This is a genomic window from Deltaproteobacteria bacterium, from assembly GCA_016210005.1.
In the GTDB taxonomy this organism is placed as follows: Bacteria; Desulfobacterota; Binatia; order HRBIN30; family JACQVA1; genus JACQVA1.
Map to the genome: position 1 here is coordinate 1 of JACQVA010000013.1, position 17781 is coordinate 17781.

Annotated in this window: 17 protein-coding genes, 1 tRNA gene and 1 pseudogene; 13 read left to right on the forward strand and 6 right to left on the reverse strand. The window is 65.3% G+C overall.

Translation table 11 applies throughout. The annotated features are described in order from the left end of the window. Nucleotides 1-136: 136 nt before the first annotated feature. The 3 genes and pseudogenes from HY699_02560 to HY699_02570 all read right to left on the reverse strand — a co-directional run bounded on the left by HY699_02560 (nt 137) and on the right by HY699_02570 (nt 2002). Nucleotides 137-334 (reverse strand): hypothetical protein, encoded by a 198-nt coding sequence (locus HY699_02560; protein ID MBI4514684.1) that lies wholly within the window; start codon nt 332-334, stop codon nt 137-139. 952 nt (nt 335-1286) lie between these two features. Beyond that, nucleotides 1287-1679: a DMT family transporter gene (locus tag HY699_02565; GenBank protein ID MBI4514685.1), complete on the reverse strand. Its 393-nt coding sequence runs from the start codon at nt 1677-1679 to the stop codon at nt 1287-1289. 130 nt (nt 1680-1809) lie between these two features. Further along, nucleotides 1810-2002 (reverse strand): annotated as a pseudogene (locus tag HY699_02570) (efflux RND transporter permease subunit). A 170-nt stretch (nt 2003-2172) separates the two neighbouring features. Between HY699_02570 and HY699_02575 the strand changes: the two are divergent. From HY699_02575 to HY699_02620, 10 genes are all read left to right on the forward strand, one after another. Then, nucleotides 2173-3141, forward strand: a complete 969-nt coding sequence (locus HY699_02575; protein MBI4514686.1) for a chromate resistance protein — start codon at nt 2173-2175, stop codon at nt 3139-3141. Nucleotides 3142-3245: 104 nt separating this feature from the next. Then, nucleotides 3246-3887 carry a superoxide dismutase gene (locus HY699_02580; GenBank protein MBI4514687.1) on the forward strand — a complete coding sequence of 214 codons (642 nt, stop codon included), beginning with the start codon at nt 3246-3248 and terminating at the stop codon, nt 3885-3887. A gap of 13 nt (nt 3888-3900) precedes the next feature. Then, nucleotides 3901-4587, forward strand: coding sequence for a DUF1080 domain-containing protein (locus HY699_02585; protein MBI4514688.1), 687 nt, complete (start codon nt 3901-3903; stop codon nt 4585-4587). Continuing rightward, nucleotides 4584-5762 carry a chromate transporter gene (locus HY699_02590; protein ID MBI4514689.1) on the forward strand — a complete coding sequence of 393 codons (1179 nt, stop codon included), beginning with the start codon at nt 4584-4586 and terminating at the stop codon, nt 5760-5762. The genes HY699_02585 and HY699_02590 overlap by 4 nt, the downstream gene beginning before the upstream one ends. 13 nt (nt 5763-5775) lie before the next feature. Further along, nucleotides 5776-6654: a YncE family protein gene (locus HY699_02595; GenBank protein MBI4514690.1), complete on the forward strand. Its 879-nt coding sequence runs from the start codon at nt 5776-5778 to the stop codon at nt 6652-6654. Further along, nucleotides 6645-6803 carry a hypothetical protein gene (locus HY699_02600; protein ID MBI4514691.1) on the forward strand — a complete coding sequence of 53 codons (159 nt, stop codon included), beginning with the start codon at nt 6645-6647 and terminating at the stop codon, nt 6801-6803. Before HY699_02595 ends, HY699_02600 begins: the two co-directional genes overlap by 10 nt. An 80-nt stretch (nt 6804-6883) precedes the next feature. After that, a complete protein-coding gene (locus tag HY699_02605) occupies nt 6884-7561 on the forward strand; it encodes a hypothetical protein (GenBank protein MBI4514692.1) in 678 nt (225 codons plus the stop codon). Then, a complete protein-coding gene (locus HY699_02610; protein ID MBI4514693.1) occupies nt 7558-8580 on the forward strand; it encodes an extracellular solute-binding protein in 1023 nt (340 codons plus the stop codon). Before HY699_02605 ends, HY699_02610 begins: the two co-directional genes overlap by 4 nt. Nucleotides 8581-8623: 43 nt before the next feature. Then, the gene (locus HY699_02615; GenBank protein MBI4514694.1) at nt 8624-10153 is read left to right on the forward strand and encodes a hypothetical protein; all 1530 of its coding nucleotides are present in this window, start codon (nt 8624-8626) and stop codon (nt 10151-10153) included. Nucleotides 10154-10268: 115 nt separating this feature from the next. Beyond that, nucleotides 10269-10967: an ABC transporter ATP-binding protein gene (locus HY699_02620; protein MBI4514695.1), complete on the forward strand. Its 699-nt coding sequence runs from the start codon at nt 10269-10271 to the stop codon at nt 10965-10967. A gap of 49 nt (nt 10968-11016) precedes the next feature. On the opposite strand, the gene HY699_02625 is transcribed toward HY699_02620, so the two are convergent. Then, entirely contained in the window at nt 11017-11793 is a 777-nt protein-coding gene (locus HY699_02625) for a DMT family transporter (GenBank protein ID MBI4514696.1), read from the reverse strand. A gap of 528 nt (nt 11794-12321) precedes the next feature. Between HY699_02625 and HY699_02630 the strand changes: the two genes are divergently transcribed. Continuing rightward, nucleotides 12322-12717 (forward strand): GxxExxY protein, encoded by a 396-nt coding sequence (locus HY699_02630; GenBank protein ID MBI4514697.1) that lies wholly within the window; start codon nt 12322-12324, stop codon nt 12715-12717. Between the two features lie 408 nt (nt 12718-13125). On the opposite strand, the gene HY699_02635 is transcribed toward HY699_02630, so the two are convergent. Further along, the gene (locus HY699_02635; protein MBI4514698.1) at nt 13126-13926 is read right to left on the reverse strand and encodes a type IV toxin-antitoxin system AbiEi family antitoxin; all 801 of its coding nucleotides are present in this window, start codon (nt 13924-13926) and stop codon (nt 13126-13128) included. A gap of 147 nt (nt 13927-14073) precedes the next feature. Between HY699_02635 and HY699_02640 the strand changes: the two genes are divergently transcribed. Then, nucleotides 14074-14164: transfer RNA gene (locus HY699_02640), tRNA-OTHER, on the forward strand. Nucleotides 14165-14529: 365 nt separating this feature from the next. Here the strand turns inward: HY699_02640 and HY699_02645 are convergent. Beyond that, nucleotides 14530-17043, reverse strand: coding sequence for a hypothetical protein (locus HY699_02645; GenBank protein ID MBI4514699.1), 2514 nt, complete (start codon nt 17041-17043; stop codon nt 14530-14532). A gap of 203 nt (nt 17044-17246) precedes the next feature. On the opposite strand from HY699_02645, the gene HY699_02650 reads away from it, so the two are divergent. Next, nucleotides 17247-17747, forward strand: coding sequence for a hypothetical protein (locus HY699_02650; protein MBI4514700.1), 501 nt, complete (start codon nt 17247-17249; stop codon nt 17745-17747). The last annotated feature ends 34 nt before the right edge of the window (nt 17748-17781 follow it).

A 17781-nucleotide genomic window follows, 5' to 3' on the forward strand; every position in this document is an offset into this window, starting at 1 on the left:
GTGCGGCGCAGGGGCATGCGGGCGCACCACGGCGCAACGGTCGCGGCGCGATCGTGAAGACGCAGGGAGTGGGTGGGTGGGAGAATCCGCGGGTGATCATGACGTGTCGTGTGCGGCCGCCAGACGCTGTGGACCATCACGGCGGGCGGGGGGCAGGAGTTCCAGCACTTGCAGCGGCCCGCCGCAGTTGGGGCAGGTGGGCGCCGCTGACATCGCCGTGCCGCTCGCCGCGTTCGTCCTCGCGGCGTGGTCGCAGCACACAGAAGTCCTTGGGGTTGCCCATCGTGGTTTCGACGAGAATGATACTGCCGGCTTTGTCGTACATCTTCTTCACGGAATTGCACGAGGAGCACGGCCTTGGCCTTCGCGCTTGCTCCCTCCGCTCGGCTTACGTACAGTGCGCGCACCATGGTTTACGGGGCTGCTGGTCGCTGGTGTGCGTTGGGATAGATGTGCCGTGTGGCTCCGGCGGAGCACGTGTGCTCGCTGGTCATGTGCTCTCAGCGAAGGTGGCAGTTGGTGGCAGCCGGGAAGGTCGAGGTGAGTTAAGCACCTGATTTTCCTACGAGCCGGGGTGGTGGAATTGGCAGACACACAGGACTTAAAAGTCCGGTGGGTTTCTTGACCCGCGGACACCTTTTGTACACTAATGCGAGCCTGCGGGCGTGGCGGAATGGCAGACGCAACGGACTTGAGTCAAAACTTGAGTGCTCGCCGGGAAACCGGCGATGCAGAACTGCCCAAATTCGGGGAACCCTGCGATGGCAATCCCGAGCCAAGCCCGGCGTATAGCCGGGAAGGTGTAGAGACTAGACGGGCAGCACCTAACCCCCGGATTCTTCCGGGGCACGGTGAAGGGATAGTCCAGACCGCAAACCTGTACGCGTACCGAGCGGAACGCGGCAGGGCGGCGAAAGCCGTAGACGGTACGAAAATCCGTTGAGCGAAGGCTCGTGAGGGTTCGAGTCCCTCCGCCCGCACCATCTCTCCCGCTGTCGAAACAGCGGGCTACCATGCGTCCGCCCGGCCGGAACTGTTCCCGCATGTTTCGCACCTAGGTGGACATGATGAGCTTCGCGTACTGGCCAGCGTTCCGCTCGGCTCAGGTTATTGGTCGAGACGGTTCGTGGGCTGACCGAACGCCCGAGGGGCGCGCCAGTGATCCGCGGAGTTTAATCGCTCGTGGGGGTTCAAGCCCCCATCGCACTATTGCCCTTAATAGAATCAGCTATTTATGAGGCGCAGCAAATTTCGGTTCGGGGGCCAAAAGGGGCACCGGATCGGCCTCACGAATGGCGATGCCGATGATGGAGGTCCGGCCAGTGCGGGTGCGCGTGCGCCAGCGGCTCGTGCTCGTGCCAGTGCTCGTGGATCAGGGGCGCCGTCTCTGCATGATCGTGGCTGTGATGCTCGTCGTCGTCCCGATGTGCGTGCGTGTCCGAGAACGGGTCGTGAACGTGCGCGTGCCCGTGCCGAGCGGCAAACATCACGCCAATTCCCGTTGCCATCAGCAACGAGGCCGTGAACTGGGCAGCCATCAGGGGCTCCCCGAGCAGCACTGCCGAAACCACCACGCCGAAGAATGGCGCCGTTGCGAATAGGAGTTGGCTGCGCGTCGCTCCGAGGTGCTGCGCAGCGCTGACGTACAGGAACGATGCTGGCGCTGTAGGAGAATGCACCGACTGCCAGTGCCAGTCCGGTGGCGAAGGAGGACGCGACGAAGCTCTGCGCAGTAACACCCAAGAGCAGGTTCACCGTACCGGCGACGCTGCATTTCCAGACCGTCGCTCGCGTCGCGCCCATGCCGTACATGATGCCGTTGCGGGTGGCGATGCCGAAGAGTGATGAACCCGATGATGGCCGCGACCGAAAGCACGCCGCCGGAGAGAAATACACCCGCCACGCCGCCGATCAGGGCAAGCGGCAGGTTCGCCATCACCAGGGCGGCGTCCCGGCCTGAGGCGAACGCGACGAAGAGCATCAGGAAGATCGCTACCACCACCGTGGCGGATTTTCACATCGGCGCGCGTTGACGGGGCCGTTGTCCGCCGATGGCCTGACGCGTGTGCGGTGGTGCTCGTGGTCGCCGCGGGCGACGCCGGCGGTGGCAACCCCCGACAATGGGAGATTCAATCGTTGCTCGAATGATTCAATTGCGATATCAGCTCAAGCATGGCAGCCGCCGAGGAGCGCTGGTTGTTGCTGATCCACCAGCTACCGCCGAAGCCCGACTACTTCCGCGTCAAGATCTGGCGCCGCCTGCAACGGCTCGGGGCCGTTGCAATCAAGAACTCTGTGTACGTGCTGCCGCGGAGCGACCAGTCCCAGGAGGACTTTCAATGGATCGTCCGCGAAGTCACGGAGGGTGGCGGCGAGGCTTCCGTCTGCGCGGCTCGCTTTGTCGATGGTCTATCCGATACACAAATCGAGGCTCTCTTCCACGCCGCCCGCGCCGCCGACTACGCCCAGATCGCTGAGGAGGCCCGCACGATCGCGGCCGAGTTGCCGGCCGAGCACGCGAGCAGTAACGATCAAGCCACCGCCTTCCACGCCCAGGTAACCCGGCTCCGGAAGCGGTTCGCGGAGGTGGCGGCACTCGACTTCTTCGACGCCCCCGGCAGGGAAGCTACGGCAGGGCTTCTCCAAGCCCTAGAGGCGCGCGTGCAAAGCGCAGACACCCCCACGGAGAGGGTGCTCATCGATCCCACAGAGCTCCGCGGTCGTACATGGGTCACGCGTCGGGGCATCCACGTCGATCGCATGGCGAGCGGGTGGCTCATCAAGCGCTTCATCGATAGTGCCGCGCGCTTCAAGTACGTCGCCACACGCGAATACCGCCCCGGAGCCGGCGAACTGCGCTTCGACATGTTCGAGGGCGACTTCACCCACGAAGGCGACCACTGCACTTTCGAAGTACTGCTCACGCGCTGCGGCATCACCGACCCTGCGCTGCGACCGATTGCCGAGATCGTCCACGATATCGACCTCAAGGACGGCAAGTTCGGGCGCGCGGAGACCACCGGAATCGACAGGCTCATCGCGGGCATCGCGATGGCGCACAAAGAGGATGAAGACCGCCTCGAACGTGCACGCGCAGTCTTCGACGACCTGTACGAGTACTACCGGAGGAAACGCGCATGACGCAGCCAGCCAGTTCCGATCTCACGCGCCGCCAAGCTCTCCAGCTGCTTCTCGCGAGCGGCGCTGCGACAGGGCTCGTCGGCCTCATCAACGGAGGACACGCAATGGCTGACCCAACGGTCCCGATCGGCCCCGCGCCTGCCTACCGCGGGCGCAACGAGGTCAAACCTCTACCGTTCCCTGCCGACAAGCTCACGGGCCTCTCCGAGAAGCTCATCACCTCGCACCACCAGAACAACTACGCCGGTGCCGTGAAGCGACTGAACCAGATTCAGCAACAGCTCGGCTCGCTCCCGCCCGACGCGGCACCTTATCAGGTCGGCGCGCTCAAGCGCGAGGAGCTCATCGCCACCAACTCCATGATTCTCCACGAACTCTATTTCGGAAACCTCGGCGGCAACGGGAAACCGAGCGGCGCAGCGGTCGACATGCTCAAAGTCGAGTACGGCACCTTCGAGGCCTGGGATCACGAATTCCGCCTCGGCTGCCTATCTCTCGGCGGTGGTTCCGGGTGGATGATCCTCAGTTACGATCCACACAACGCGAGTGTGCACAGCTACTGGGCGGCCGACCACACACACAGCCTGGCCGGTGGTGTGCCCCTGCTTGTCATGGACATGTACGAGCACGCCTACCAGATGGACTACGGCGCCAACGCCAAGGGTTACGTCGACGCCATTTTCCAGAACATCAACTGGGACGAAGTGAACAAACGCGCAGAGCGGGCGCGTCGACAGGTCGGTTGAAAGAGGGAACATCATGGGTGCCCCGTTTACAATCTCAGGGCTCGCACTGCTGGTGGCGTCCGCAGCCATTGCGGGAAGCGTCACCCACGTCAACTTCGACTCGTTCGCCACAGGTCAACCACCGCAGGGCTTCAGCACGGCGCTCACCGGCGGCGGTGGCCTCGTCTCCTGGGTCGTGCAGGAAGACGCAACGGCGCCGAGCGCCGGTAAAGTGCTCACGCAGACGAGCCGCGACACCACCAATTCTCGCTTCCCCCTTTGTGTCTACGACGCGATCGCTACGATTGATCTGAGTGTGTCGGTCCGCTTCAAACCTATCTCCGGCACTGTCGATCAGGCCGCCGGAATCGTGTGGCGCTATCAGGACGCCAAGAACTATTACATCGTTCGCGCCAACGCGCTGGAGAACAACGTCGTCCTCTACAAGGTAGAGAACGGCAGCCGTAGCGACCTCAAGCCCGCCGGAGCGTGGCCGCTCGCCTACGGCAAGAAGGCACCGGTGCCTGCCGGCCAGTGGAGCACGCTCGCGGTAGTCGCCCGAGGAGCACGCTTCGAGGTGCATCTGAACGGCGAACATCTCTTCGACGTCGAGGACACAACCTTTCCGAGTGCCGGCAAAGTCGGTCTCTGGACCAAGGCCGACAGCGTGACCTCGTTTGACGACTTCGCGATTGAGCCACTGGATAGTGCGAAGCCATGAACCAAACGATTGCCAGCCGTCACGACGAGCAACCCGCCATCGTGCCCTGCACGCTGAACCAACTCCTATTCTACTTTCTGCATCTCGGCACCTTCGGCTTTGGCGGCCCGATCGCGCTCGCCGGTTACATGCAACGTGACCTGGTCGAGAAGCGACGCTGGATCTCGAAGCAGGACTATGTCGAGGGTCTCGCGCTGGCGCAGCTTGCGCCCGGTCCGCTCGCCGCCCAACTCGCCATCTACCTCGGTTGGGTCCGTGCCGGGAATCTCGGCGCCACGCTCGTGGCGGGCGCATTCGTCCTGCCGTCGTTCGTCATGGTGCTGGCCCTCTCGTGGCTCTACCTGCGCTACGGCGGTCTCTGGTGGATGCAGGGTCTCTTCTACGGGATTGGGGCGGCCGTGATTGCCATCATCGCGCGCAGCGCCTTCAAGCTCGTGCGCATGACGCTCAGCCGCGACGCGCTTCTGTGGGGTATCTTCGCGCTGAGCGCCGTCGTCACGGCGTGGACCGAGTCGGAGGTCGTGTGGCTCTTCGTACTCTCCGGCCTCGCCGTGCTCGTCCTACGCGCTGCGCCGCGGCCCGCTGCCGCAGCCGTCTTCGTGCCGTGGTTCTTCACTGGCCTCGACGGCCCGGCACCGAGCAGCACGCTCGCCACCATCGCCTGGTACTTCGCGGAAGCGGGCGCATTCGTCTTCGGGAGCGGACTAGCGATCGTGCCGTTCCTGTACGGCGGTGTCGTGCAGGACTTCCACTGGCTCACCGAGCAGCAGTTTCTCGACGCAGTCGCGGTCGCCATGATCACCCCCGGCCCCGTGGTCATTACCGTCGCCTTCATCGGCTACCTGGTCGCCGGCCCCGCCGGGGCCACCGTGGCCGCCATCGGCGTGTTTCTCCCCTGCTACCTCTTCGTGGTCATCCCGGCGAAGTACTTCCGACAGTCGGTCAACAACCGCCACGTCAGAGCCTTCGTTGACGGGGTGACGGCAGCTGCGACCGGTGCGATCGCCGGTGCGGCATTCGTACTCGGCCGCCGCGCGATCTTCGATATCCCGACGGCGCTTATCGCGCTGGTAACGCTGGTGGTACTAGCACGAGTCAAAAAGATCCCGGAGCCGCTGGTGATCGCCAGCGCCGGGGTCGCCGGACTGATGCTCAATGGGGGGATCGCCCCCTAAGAGGAGGACGACGATGATTATCCGCAGCTTCAGGGCGGCCGTCGCCGCAACCGTTGCGCTCGCCGCATGTACATTGGTGTTGGTCCCACAGGTGGCTGGGCAGGACACGCCGCCTGCAGCCGTGGCCTGCGCGTACGTGACGAGCTTCGGCGGTGAGGATGTCTGCGCGATCGAGGTACCGAGCGGTAAGGCGCTGGGCTGCGTGCGGACAGGGGCGAAGCCGCACGGGGTGGCTGTGGCGGCCGACGGGCGTCGAGTCTACGTCTCAAACGAGGGGGCGAATTCGGTTGCGGTCGTTGACGCTTCAGCTCTGCGCGTGACCGCGGAGGTGGCCGTAGGCCGCGCACCAAATCAGCTGGCGTTGACCCCCAAGGGCGACCGCTTGTGGGTCACGAACAATTCGGACTCGACCATCTCCGTGATCGACACGGAGCGCCTCGCGGTCGAACGAACGCTCCCGGTTGGCCGAGGACCGCATGTGGTGGTGACCAACGGCGCTCGCAACATCGCCGTCGTCACCTCCGAAGGCGATGGCGCCCTTGACGTGTTCGATCTCACGACCTTGAAGCCGCTCTCCCACATACCGGTGTTCGCCTTTCCTCGCGTGCTGGCGGTGACACCCGCGGGCGACACGGCCTATCTGACCGTCCGCTGGATCAACGGGGCGCTCGTCGTCGACCTATCGGGCCGCGGCCCGCGTGAGCGCATCGCCCTCGGCGAGACGCGCTTCGCGCCGGAAGGAAAGGACGCCCACGGTCTGGCTTTGACCCCGGACGGCGAAACGGTGCTGCTCACCACGCAGATCACGAACGAGCTGACGTTCGTCGATGCGAAGACGCTCGCGGTCGAGGGGGCGTGCACGTCGGACGGAATCCCAACTGGGTGGAAGTGACGCTCGATGGCCGCTACGCGGTCGTCAGCACCACAGACGACGATTCGGTATCGATCGTCGACGTGCAGACGCGGCAGGTGACGGCTGTAGTCAAGGTCGGCCGCCAACCGAAGCGGCTCGCGGTAGGTCGGTGTGGCGAGCGGCCGTAAGCAGCTGGGCCGGCGTGGCCGCGGTGGCGGGAGCTGTGCTGGCGGCCGGACCGCGTGGAGTCCAGGCGTATCGGCCATTCGTGTCAACCGACGCATCGGTGGTCGCGCCGACACAGCTGGAAGTGGAGCTTGGCTACTTCACCCTCGAGCGCGTGGGCGGACAGATCTCGTACACAACACCCGACCTGGTGCTGAACTACGGGCTCGTGAATGCCGTCGAGATCGTGGGCGAGTTCGGGATCGAGCAGCCGCAGGAGACAGGTGACGTGGCGGACCCGGGCCTCTTCTTGAAGGCGGTGCTTCGACCGGGAGTGTTACAAGGAGCAGGTGGAATCAGCGTCGCGATGGAGGCGGGTCCGCTGCTGCCGTCGACGAAGGAGGGAGAACGAGGAGTCGGATTCGAGGGCCTTGGGATTGCGAGCGGACGCTGGTCCGACCTTACCTTCCATCTCAATGCCGGTGGCGGCGTGGATCGCTCAGCGAATGATCCGTTCGCTCTATGGGGCGCGATCGTAGAGCTGCCCGCGTTCGAGAGCGTGCGCGTCGTGGGCGAGGTGAACGGCGAGAGCACACGGGGGCAGTCACCGGTAGTCTCCGCTCTCCTCGGCGCCATCTGGAACGTGCGCTCGGCTGCGATCGACGGCGGCGTGCGGCGCGGCCTGACACCGGCTGCGCCCGACTGGGAGCTTACGCTCGGGCTGACGTTCAGCTTCAGCACCCCGGAATTCTTCGCAGGCATCAAGGAGCGAGAGCGATGATACGCAAGTGGCAAGCGACGCTGGCGGTGCTGCTCATGACCATCGCGCGGATCGCCGCGGCGGACGAGGTCGTGGTCTACACGTCGGTCGACGAGGTCTTCGCGCGCCCCATCGCGCGCGGCTTCGAGGCGGAGAGCGGCATCACGGTGCGCCTTGTGCCCGACACGGAGGAGACCAAGAGCACGGGCTTGGTGAATCGCCTGATCGCGGAGAGAGCGCGACCGCAAGCAGACGTGTTTTGGAGCGGCGATCCCGTGCGCGCCGCTGTACTTGCGCGGAAGGGTGTATCGGCGCCGTATCGCTCGCCGCAAGCCGACGGCTTGCCGGCGCAGTTCTCCGATCCGAACGGACACTGGATCGGATTCTCGGCCCGGGCACGAGTGCTCATCTACAACCGCACCCTGGTGCCCGAGGGGCAAACACCCACTTCGGTTATGGATCTGCTCGCACCGCGCTTTCGAGGCAAGGCGTGTCTTGCCAATCCCCTTTTCGGAACGACCTCAATGCATGCGGCGGCGCTGTTCGCCGTGCTCGGTGAGGAAAGAGCCCGGGCGTTCTTCGAGGGCTTTACCGCGAACGGTGGAAGGATGCTGTCCTCGAACGGCGAGGTGCGCCGGCGAGTAGCCAACGGCGAGTGCGCCGTGGGCATCACCGACACGGACGATGCAAACGTCGCACGCCTGGAGGGCAAGCCCATCGGCGTCGTGTTCCCCGACGCCGATGGCATCGGCACGCTCGTGATCCCAAACTGCGCCGTACTGATTGCCGGCGCGCCGCACCCAGCAGCCGCACGGCGGTTCATCGACTACCTCCTGCGTCCGGAGAGCGAGCGGGCACTGGCGGAGAGCGCGGCGGCGCAAATGCCGCTGCGCGCCGACGTGCCTGTGCCAGAGGGCGTCGTGCCCCTCTCGCAGCTCCGGCCCATGCAGGTGGACTATGGCGTCCTGGCTCAGCTTCTCGAAACTCTCTCGCGCGGCTACCTGAAGGACTGGGTCGATCGCGCCAACTCACAAAGGTGAGAGCGTTACGTCAGATGACGGGTGCGAAGGCCCCGGTTGGGTCATGATCAGCAGTTTGGCTTTGGAGCGGCCGGGGCGATGGCGCGCCGGTGGCATCGGGTTACTCCTGGGCTTGATCGCCGCGCCGGATGTGCTGCTGCTCTGGTACGCGATGGGTGACGGCGCGGTAGGATCGTCGTTCGTACAGTCGATCGGGCGGAGCGCCTGCATTGCTGGCAGTGCTGGGCTCGTCGGGCTGATGTGCGGGCTGCTGTTGGGAGTCGGTGCAGCCCTCTATCGATTCCCGGGCCGCGCCCTGCTTTTGGCGCTGGTAACGCTGCCCTTGCTCGTCCCGTCGTTCCTGTGGGGGATCGGCTGGTCGTCTTTGGCGGCTGCACTGGGCGTGCCGCTCCTGCTCTCCGGGCTTCCGGCGTGCGTCCTGGTGTTGGCTGCAGGGCTGGTTGTGCCGCTGGTATTGCTCACGGCTTACGCCGCGACGGCAGCGCTGACAGGGTCGCAGGTAGATGCGGCGCGGCTCGCTGGGGGAGAACAGGAGGTGGTGTGGCAAGCTAGTCGGAACGCGAGCGCACCGGCGCTGCTTGCCGCAGCGTTGGGCGGGGTCCTAACACTCGCCGACCCGGGACCCGGGCAGATTTTCGGAGTGCAGACGGCGGCCTCCGAAATTCTGACGAGCTTTGCTGCGCTCTACGACTTCGGCCTCGCGGTTCGGCAGTGCGCGGTTCTAGCAGGACTCGTTCTCGTGGGCGCGGTGCCACCCGCACTCCTTGCCACAGCGCGCTTCGCAGACGATCTCCTGGCCAAGCAGACACGCCAGGCGGTCCCTGTGACGCATGAACGCTCGGCGGTGCTCATGGTGGGCGCGATGGCCGTTCTGGCGGTTACGGCGACTATCTTGCCGACCGTCGGGTTGTTGTTGCCGATGGTTAGTGCTGGACCAGAACTCCTGCCGCGGACGGCGCGCGATCCGTTCCAGATGAACCACCCGGAGCTGGTGCTCTTCGGCGCAGCCGCGGAAGTTGGGCGGACTGCCGCAAACAGTTTCCTCTACGCCGGCGGCGCGGCGGTCGTGGCGATGCTGCTCGGCATCGGGGCGGCGGTGTGCGTCGGGCGCTTTCCACGCCTGCGGGCAGCCTGGCTGGCCGCCATGTTGGCGCTCTTCTGTGTGCCACCGGCTCTACCGGCGCTCGGCATCGTGGCTCTCGCCACGAGCGCGCCAGCTTGGGCAGATGCGTTGCTGCGTAGCCGGCTGACGGTTTGTGTAGCGCTCGGGCTACGCCTCGTGCCGCTGTCGAGTGTGATTGCCCTCCGCGCCTGGGCATCGACGTCCCCCTCGTGGGCGATGGCGGCGGCGTTGCACGGCGTCCCTTTGCATCGCTATGCGGCGCGCGTCCTGGTGCCGGTTCTGCGCCCGGCTGTCGGCGTCGGGCTGCTTCTCGTCGCACTGCATCCGCCGACATCGCAACGGTCTTGCTCGTGCATCCGCCCGGCGAGTCCTCCCTGCCGCTCACGATCTTCACGGTCATGGCAAACGCACCGGAGATGTTGGTGTCGGCGCTCTGCCTCGTTTACATAGCCGGCGCTGCAGCCGTGCTGGGGTGTCTCTGGGTGTTGAGCGGAGCAGCTGAAGTATGAAACGCGCGGATCTCGAGTTGCGCGGGGTCTCGAAGCACTACGATGGACGGCTCGCGTTGGACGACGTCTCGCTGCGAGTCGAGCCGGGCGACCACACCGCCATCGTCGGTTCATCCGGGTGCGGCAAGTCGACGCTACTGCGAATGGTCGCGGGCCTCGAGGCCCCCTCGAGCGGCCAGGTTCTCCTGGGTGGAGAGGTGGTCTCCGATACCCAGCGCATTGTTCTGCCGCCGCACCGGCGGGGCATCGCCATGGTGTTTCAGGACCTGGCGCTGTGGCCAAACCTATCCGTGTTGGAGAATGTCCTGCTCGGACTCGGGGGCGCGGAGTGTTCGAAGGCGGAGCGCGCGGTCCGCGCCGCCGACACCCTGGCGCTTTGTGGAATTCCTGATCTCGCAGACCGCAAGCCCGGCACACTCTCGGGCGGGCAGCAGCAGCGCGTCGCCCTGGCCAGGTCCCTTGCCGTTCGGCCAGCGTTTCTGTTTTTGGACGAACCGTTTGCCGGATTGGACCCGGTGATCAAGGCGAAGCTTTTGCGCGAGATTGCAGCGCTTGCAGGTGAGCACGCGTTCACCATCGTACTCGTTACCCACGACCCCTTCGAGGCGACCGAGCTCTGCACGATAGGGGTGTTGCTCGAGGGCGGCCGCGCAACAGAGCGCGGTAAACTGGTCGATCTCTTCCGCAAGTCGTCGGCGGAGATCCTCTGTAGCTTCCGGCAGCGTTTAGGCGGCTGGGCTGGTGCGCTCACATGAACACGTTCGCCGCAGTGGATGAGGTCGCTGCCGAGAAAGCCGCGCTCACTCACGAATGGCGATGCCGGTGATGGAGGTCCGGCCAGTGCGGGTGCGTGTGCGCTACGGCCTCGTGCTGGTGCCAGTGCTCGTGGATCAGGGGCGCCGTCTCTTCATGATCGTGGCTGTGATGCCCGTCGTCGTGCCGATGTGCGTGCGTGTGCGCGAACGGCTTGTGAACGTGCGCATGCCCGTGCCGAGCGGCGAACATCACGGCAATTCCGGTTGCCATCAGCAACGCGGCCATGAGTTGGGCAGCCATCAGGGTCTCCCCGAGCAGCACTGCCGAAACCACCACGCCGAAGAATGGCGCCGTTGCGAATAGGAGTTGGCTGCGCGTCGCTCCGAGGTGCTGCGCAGCGCTGACGTACAGGACGATGCTGGCGCCGTAGGAAAATGCACCGACCGTTAGCGCCAGTCCGGTGGCGAAGAAGGACGCGTCGAAGTTCTGCGTCGAAGCACCCAAAAGCAGGTTCACCGTACCAGCGACGCTGCATTTCCAGAACGTCGCCCGCGTCGCGCTCATGCCGTCGATCAGCGCCGTCAGGTGGTTGTCGAGCCCCCAGCAGAGGCAGGCCAGACTCACGAGCAGGACCGCAACGGCGCCGCTCCCGATCTCGGCCCCCGCCAGGATTATTCCCCCTACCGCGACACCGCCGATGCCGATCCACCCCGACCATCCCAGGCGCTCGCGGAAGAACAGATGCCCCAATACCGCCGTCGCAACGAGCTCCATGTTCAACCAAAGCGATACCGATGTTGCTGATGCGAGGCGCAGGCCGATCAATCGTGTGCCGTTTCCGGCGCACCTCCGTGTTCTTCGCCAGGAGCACGGTTTCAGGGCCGGGGTTTTCGCGCGCGGCGATGCACTCGCGCACGAGGAGGTCGACCCATTCCCGGTCGTCGCGGATCACTTCGGCGATGACCACGCGATCGCCCGTCTTGACCGCGCGGCCCCGCCGGTGGCGGGATTTTCGCCAAATGCCCTCGGTCCAGCGGATCACGTCCGCCTCGATAGATCCGCTACTGCAAGGAATCCACTCCGCCGCCATGCCTATGCTCCGCCCTTCCAGGGGTCGCCCGGCAGGAGTTCGATGAGGCGGGTAGACACCATCGGGGCTGCTGTCCCGATATCCCAGGCAAACCCCGCTGCGAGCAAAGGACCGATGTCCGCCGTGAATTCCGGATCGCCCAGCTTGCCGGCGATATTCCTCTCGAACAGGGCACGCGTGATCTTGTGCCCCTCCCGCTCGGGTGTGCGACAAATCTGTGGGTAGCGGGCATCCGTGCTGAAGAAGCCGACGGAGGGTCTACCATGAAGAACATGAAGGGCACGAAGAGGGAGTTCAGCGAGCTTTCGAATCGAGTCATTGGCTGTGCGATCGAAGTTCATCGGGTCCTTGGCCCTGGGCTGCTCGAATCTACCTATCAACAATGCCTTGCCAGGGAGCTCACGCTGAATGGAATCGGCTTCAAGCTCGAACATCCGCTGCCGGTCGAGTACAAAGGTATCCGTTTGGACTGTGGCTATCGAATCGATGTTCTCGTCGAAGACGAGCTGATCCTCGAGCTCAAGAGCGTCGATGAAGTCTGCGGTATCCATCAGGCGCAGCTCCTGACCTATATGAAGTTGGCGGGAATCAAACAGGGATTTCTGATCAATTTCAACGTTGCGCTCTTGAAAGACGGTCTCCAAAGCTTCGTTTTATGACGTGATTGGGCCTTCATGTCCTTCATGCTCTTCATGGTGAAAGCAAACCGGGGCGCATCTTGATCCAGGCTCTCCATCCGCCACCTCCGGGCGTCTGACCGCAGGCTACTATCAGACAGCCCTTGCAGAACATGGGTTTTCCGAAGTTCCCCACAATCATGTCGCACACCCCTCCCGCTCCGTGTACTGCAGGAATGCGGCGACGATACGGTCAGGGGCGACGTCGGGTTTTTCCAACGCCGTCGCCAGGTCGAACAGGTCGCGGCCCTGCTTGCGCTAGCGCTTCCCGCAGGAGCGGATGCGAGAAAATCTCCACGAGCGCCCGGCTGATCACCAAGTCCTGCTCCACCTGGAAGTCCTGGACCCACGGCGCTTCCGACCGCCACGAGGTGATGTAATCCCGCGGGATCATAGCTCGGCCTCGACGCGGGCGTTGACGTAGAGCTTCCAGCCCTTGTTGCGCGCTCGCTTCCGCGGCGCCTTCGGCAGGAGAACGGCCGATTTCTTCGCGTGACCTCGGACGTACTCCTTGAGCGCCGCCGTCTTCGCGTCGAAGCCGAGGTGCTCCAGGATGTACCCAAGCCGTTGCGCCCAGGGGACCGGCGCCGTCGCTGCCGCGGCGGCAAGTTTCGCGGAGTCGATCCGCTCCGCCAGTTCAGAGAGAACCGTCGCCACCTGTCCGAGGCCGCCCGCGTGCTCGACGTAACCGGCAAGGTCCAGCGCCGTTGCCTCCGACGACGACACCGTGATCGCGCCGCGCGGCGTGTTGAAGTCTTGAACGGGTACGTCCGCGAGACGCTTGCGGGCGATGAATGCGACCCGCACCATGCCGCAGGCGATCGGTCGGCGGTTCTTGGCCAGAAAGACCTGGAACTCCTGTGGCCGCTGATGCGCCGCGCCGTGGTACTGCGCGGCCGACAGCAGCCCCGCGTAGTAGCGGAGATGCAGGTGCTCCATCAGCGTGGGGATGAACTGGTCGGCGGGAAGGCAGCCGAGTACGCGGTATTCCGGCGGGACGATGACGTAGAAACCCCGCGCCGGGGAGGCGAGGAGCTTTTGCTTCGCGAGGCGATTCAGGGCAAGTTTCGCTGCGGCGGCCGAGACGCCAAGAGCCGTTTGGACATCCCGAGAGGCGAAGTGGTAGCGCCCGCTTGCGGCAAGCCCCTCGATGTAGTCCCTGGCGTGGCGGAATTCTCTTTTCACTTGCATAAGGTATCAGCTTCTGATACTTTCCGCAAGCGGAACGTTATTCATGGCAAGTTTCCAGATGCTGGCAGTCCAGAAAGCCGCTCGATCATTGCGTTTTTCCGGAATTTGCACACTTGCTTACACACTTTCACATAGCGCAGCTAAAACGCCTGTAAATTCGGGTTGTTAGAATCATCGTGTTGGGACTTAAAATCCTGTGGGGGTTTCCCCCGTACGGGTTCGATCCCCGTCCCCGGCATTCCCGTCCTCAAGCACTTTTCCGCGGTGAACCGGACGTCCCTCGCTGAAGGTCTCCAGTTTTGACCCTCCGGTGGCCTCACGGCGGTACTCCGGTTCCCGGGAGTCGGCCTCCAACAGAAGCCGCAGCTGCGCTTCTGCGCGGTCCCGTACGAACTTCCCGTAGTGGCGGCTGCGGTCGATCATCACCGCGCTCGTCCCGCAGTACTCGGCGACGAACTTCGGATTGAGCCCGACCGTCAGCGCCCTGCTGATGAACGTGTGGCGTAGAACTTCCTGGGGCGAATGCCGAGACTGCGCAGTGCCCGTTGGAAGCGCGCCGACCGGTGACGTCAGCACGGCTCGGCTTCCTTGCGATACCGTGCCTCATTGCGGCGTGACCGTGCCGCGGTCGGCGTCGACGGCGACGTGCTGGCCGTTGCGCAGCCTGCGCGTGGCGCCGCTGATGCCGAAGACCGCCGGAATCCCCAACTCCCTGGCGACGACCGCGGCGTGGCACATCAAGCCGCCGACTTCCATGACAACGGCTGCGGCGCGTGGAAACAGCGGCGTCCAGCCGGGGTCAGCGAACTCCATGACGATGACGTCACCGTCGCTCATTGCCCGTGGATCGGGCTCGCGCAGGATGCGCACCGGCCCGGAGGCGGTGCCGGCCGACACGCCCGTGCCGTGCAGGCCGCCACCGTCATCATTCACGGCCGGCGCACTTTCTGTGATAACCGGCACGCCGTCGGAACGCAGATAGTCCGGTGGCCTTTCGGCGCGGAAGCGCTCGAAGCGCGCCCGCCGCTCGGCCACACGCGCGCGCCAATCGCGGCCGCCCGAGTTGCCGGCGGTCAGCGTCTCGATCTCCGCCAGATCGAGGAAGAACACGTCGGCGCGCGCGCCCAGGTGGCCGCGCTCGGCGAAACGACCGCCAAGCTCGAGCGCGGCCTCGCGCATGCGCTGAAAGCTGAGCATGACGTAGTGCTTGGGGGCCTCGCGTAGCGGCATGTACAGTTCGACCAAGCGCGCGAGCCAGCGTAGCATCGGGCGGCGCCACCACGGAGCTGTGGCCACCGCGGTCGCCACCGCGGCGGCTCGCTCCTTCGCCAAACGATCGAGTCGCTGGCTCACTCGCTCCACCGCCGGCGATGCGAGTCCCGCCCGAACCAACTCGATGATCATGCTGGGGTCTTCTCTCCAGCGCGCGGCCCCGATGTCGAATTCCTTTGGGCCACGATGTCCGAAACGCGCCAAGAAGCCGTGCAGTTGCTCCAGCCACACGCGGCCATCCGGCTCGGCCTCGAGACGCGCGAGCAGTTCGCTGCCGGCAAGCGGATCGAGGAATATCGCCGCGAGCGGGCGGGCGGCGATGGTCAGCTCGTCGATGGCAAGCGAGATCTGCGTAGTGGGGTTGGCCGGAATCCCAGCCGCCAGTAGCCGGCTGGCTTGCGGGTAGTCGCGGAATGCGCGTAGCGCTTGATGGTATACGACGATGGCGAGGACCTCGCAGTGCAGGCCGTGCAGCGGCGCAAACTCGGCGGCACCACCGAACTTCATCTCGCCAAGTAAACCTTGATCAGTGAGCGACGACAACGGCTGCTCGCGCTGGCGCTGCAGTGTGCGGGCGGCGAAGTCTTGGAAGTCTTGCAGCGCTCGGCGCGGGCGCAGCGCAACGGCGAAGCGCGACGCCGACACCAGGTTCGCCCGCAAGGTACTCAAAAACAGCCGCGCGCGCGGCCCCGGCAGCCGCCGCGGCCGCAGTACGCCCGCCGCCATCAGCTCTCCGCACACCGCGGCCGCCTGGGGATCGATGAGCTTCAATACCCGAGGCCGCAGCAGCGCGCCCACCACCGGCCAGCCCAGCACGCCGTTCATGTTGAAATAGATGCGGCCGTGAACCAGGTCGAGGCAGAGCAGATGGGGAAAGAGCGGCGATGACCGCGGCGTACCGAAGATCACGTCGGTGATGAGCGCGTGGATCACGTCGCGCCACAGACTCCAGGTCAGCGGCAGCAAGGGATCGGGCAGCGTCTCACGCACGTTCCAGTTGGCCCATACCGTGACCGGCCCGTCATCGACACGTTCGAAAGCGCGTTCGACCTCGAAGCACTGCGGTGAGCGGGCGGCAGTAATCGCGCGCGCCTGCAGCCACCAAAGATCGCCGCTGCGATCCACTGCCCATTCGAGGTCCAAAGGCCGATTCAGCGCGGCAGCGTGCCGGGTCGCTTCTTTCGCTATGCGTGTTGCTTCACTTGGTGTGATCACCGCCGCCTCAGGCGCTCCGTCCTCCCGCGTGTCCCACGTTCCCAGGCCCGAACGGTAAACGCGCCAGCGCGCCGGTTGGGCGTGTCCCGAGACCAACCGGTCGCCGCTGCCGGCTACTGCCTCGATCACCACCGCGGCGTCTCGGCCCGACGGATCGAGCGTAAAGCAGACGCCGGCTGCACGAGGCTCAACCTGCTGCTGAACCACCAAGCCGACGCCGGGGATCGGCTCCTCGCCGGCATACGCGCGCACACGCGCACTGTCTGCCGAGGCGATGCAGCACGCGGCCGCGTCGAATGCGGCTTCAACGTCGGTCACGCCCAGCACCGTCTCGAACATGCCGGCGAATGACCGCTGCGCGGAGTCCTCCCCGACGGCGGAGGAGCGCACGGCGAGCGGGCCGCGGTCAAGCAACGCGGCCGTATGGCGGCGGAAAGCCTCGCGGGTATCGTTGCTCCACTGCCGCGGGACCAACATGGTGGCCGCGACCGCAAAGCCGGCAGGCACTTTGGCACCGGCTGCAAGCAGGCGCGCCAGGCCGCAGGCCTTGCCGCCGAAGACGGCCTCGCTCTCGGGGGCAACATCGTGCAGAGCGGTTATGCGCAAGTGATCGCCGTTCTCGGTCTCCATCGGCCGGCATTGTACCTCTCCTACCCCCGCCTTGTCGCGCTGGAACTGCGGCAGCGCCAACGCGGCGCGGCCAGGCCCGGCCGCTGAGCTGTCTGGCGCCAAAGGCGGCGCGGGGAGGCGCTTTGCGAGCCTTGCTTGCGCCAGACTCCGCGCTTGTTTATGCAAGGGCGGTAGGCGTGATCTAGAGCCAACGAGGCCAGGCGATGATTGCCTTCGACTATACAGGCGCGGACATTCCCGTTCGTACTGACCTTCGCGACGCACATCGGTTTATCTGGGAACATCTGCGCTCGCCGGGAACCTGGTGGACGGGCCGGCAGCGCGTGGCGATCGCGGCCGAGAGCCGCAACGCGACCGCTTGCACGCTGTGTCACGAGCGCAAGGCGGCTTTGTCGCCGAATGCTGTCAGCGGCAGCCACGACACGCTCGGCGAGCACGGCGCACGTCTGATCGCGTTTACGGAAGCGGTGATGAGTAACAGTGAAGCGGCCATCGCCCGCGAACGCGCCGCGCTCAGAGGCGTACTCTCGGCGGCAAGCTTCGTTGACGTGGCTGCGATCATTGGAGCGTTCAACGTCGCGGATCGTGTCGCCGACGCGACCGGGATCGCGCTCGACCCCATGCTCGAAGGCATGAGCGTGGAGCTGCGGCGCGAGTTGAACTTGGCGCGTTTCGCCTCCTCCGCCAACACTCCGGGAGCGTAGCAGTTGACTCCTACGGTTGCGGCAGCGAGGACGT

Coding starts and splice junctions, on each gene's coding strand:
- HY699_02575 (MBI4514686.1), top strand. CDS start 2,173: ATGGCAGCCGCCGAGGAGCGCTGGTTGTTGCTGATCCACCAGCTACCG.
- HY699_02580 (MBI4514687.1), top strand. CDS start 3,246: ATGGCTGACCCAACGGTCCCGATCGGCCCCGCGCCTGCCTACCGCGGG.
- HY699_02585 (MBI4514688.1), top strand. CDS start 3,901: ATGGGTGCCCCGTTTACAATCTCAGGGCTCGCACTGCTGGTGGCGTCC.
- HY699_02590 (MBI4514689.1), top strand. CDS start 4,584: ATGAACCAAACGATTGCCAGCCGTCACGACGAGCAACCCGCCATCGTG.
- HY699_02595 (MBI4514690.1), top strand. CDS start 5,776: ATGATTATCCGCAGCTTCAGGGCGGCCGTCGCCGCAACCGTTGCGCTC.
- HY699_02610 (MBI4514693.1), top strand. CDS start 7,558: ATGATACGCAAGTGGCAAGCGACGCTGGCGGTGCTGCTCATGACCATC.
- HY699_02615 (MBI4514694.1), top strand. CDS start 8,624: ATGATCAGCAGTTTGGCTTTGGAGCGGCCGGGGCGATGGCGCGCCGGT.
- HY699_02630 (MBI4514697.1), top strand. CDS start 12,322: ATGAAGAACATGAAGGGCACGAAGAGGGAGTTCAGCGAGCTTTCGAAT.
- HY699_02635 (MBI4514698.1), bottom strand. CDS start 13,926: ATGCAAGTGAAAAGAGAATTCCGCCACGCCAGGGACTACATCGAGGGG.
- HY699_02645 (MBI4514699.1), bottom strand. CDS start 17,043: ATGGAGACCGAGAACGGCGATCACTTGCGCATAACCGCTCTGCACGAT.
- HY699_02650 (MBI4514700.1), top strand. CDS start 17,247: ATGATTGCCTTCGACTATACAGGCGCGGACATTCCCGTTCGTACTGAC.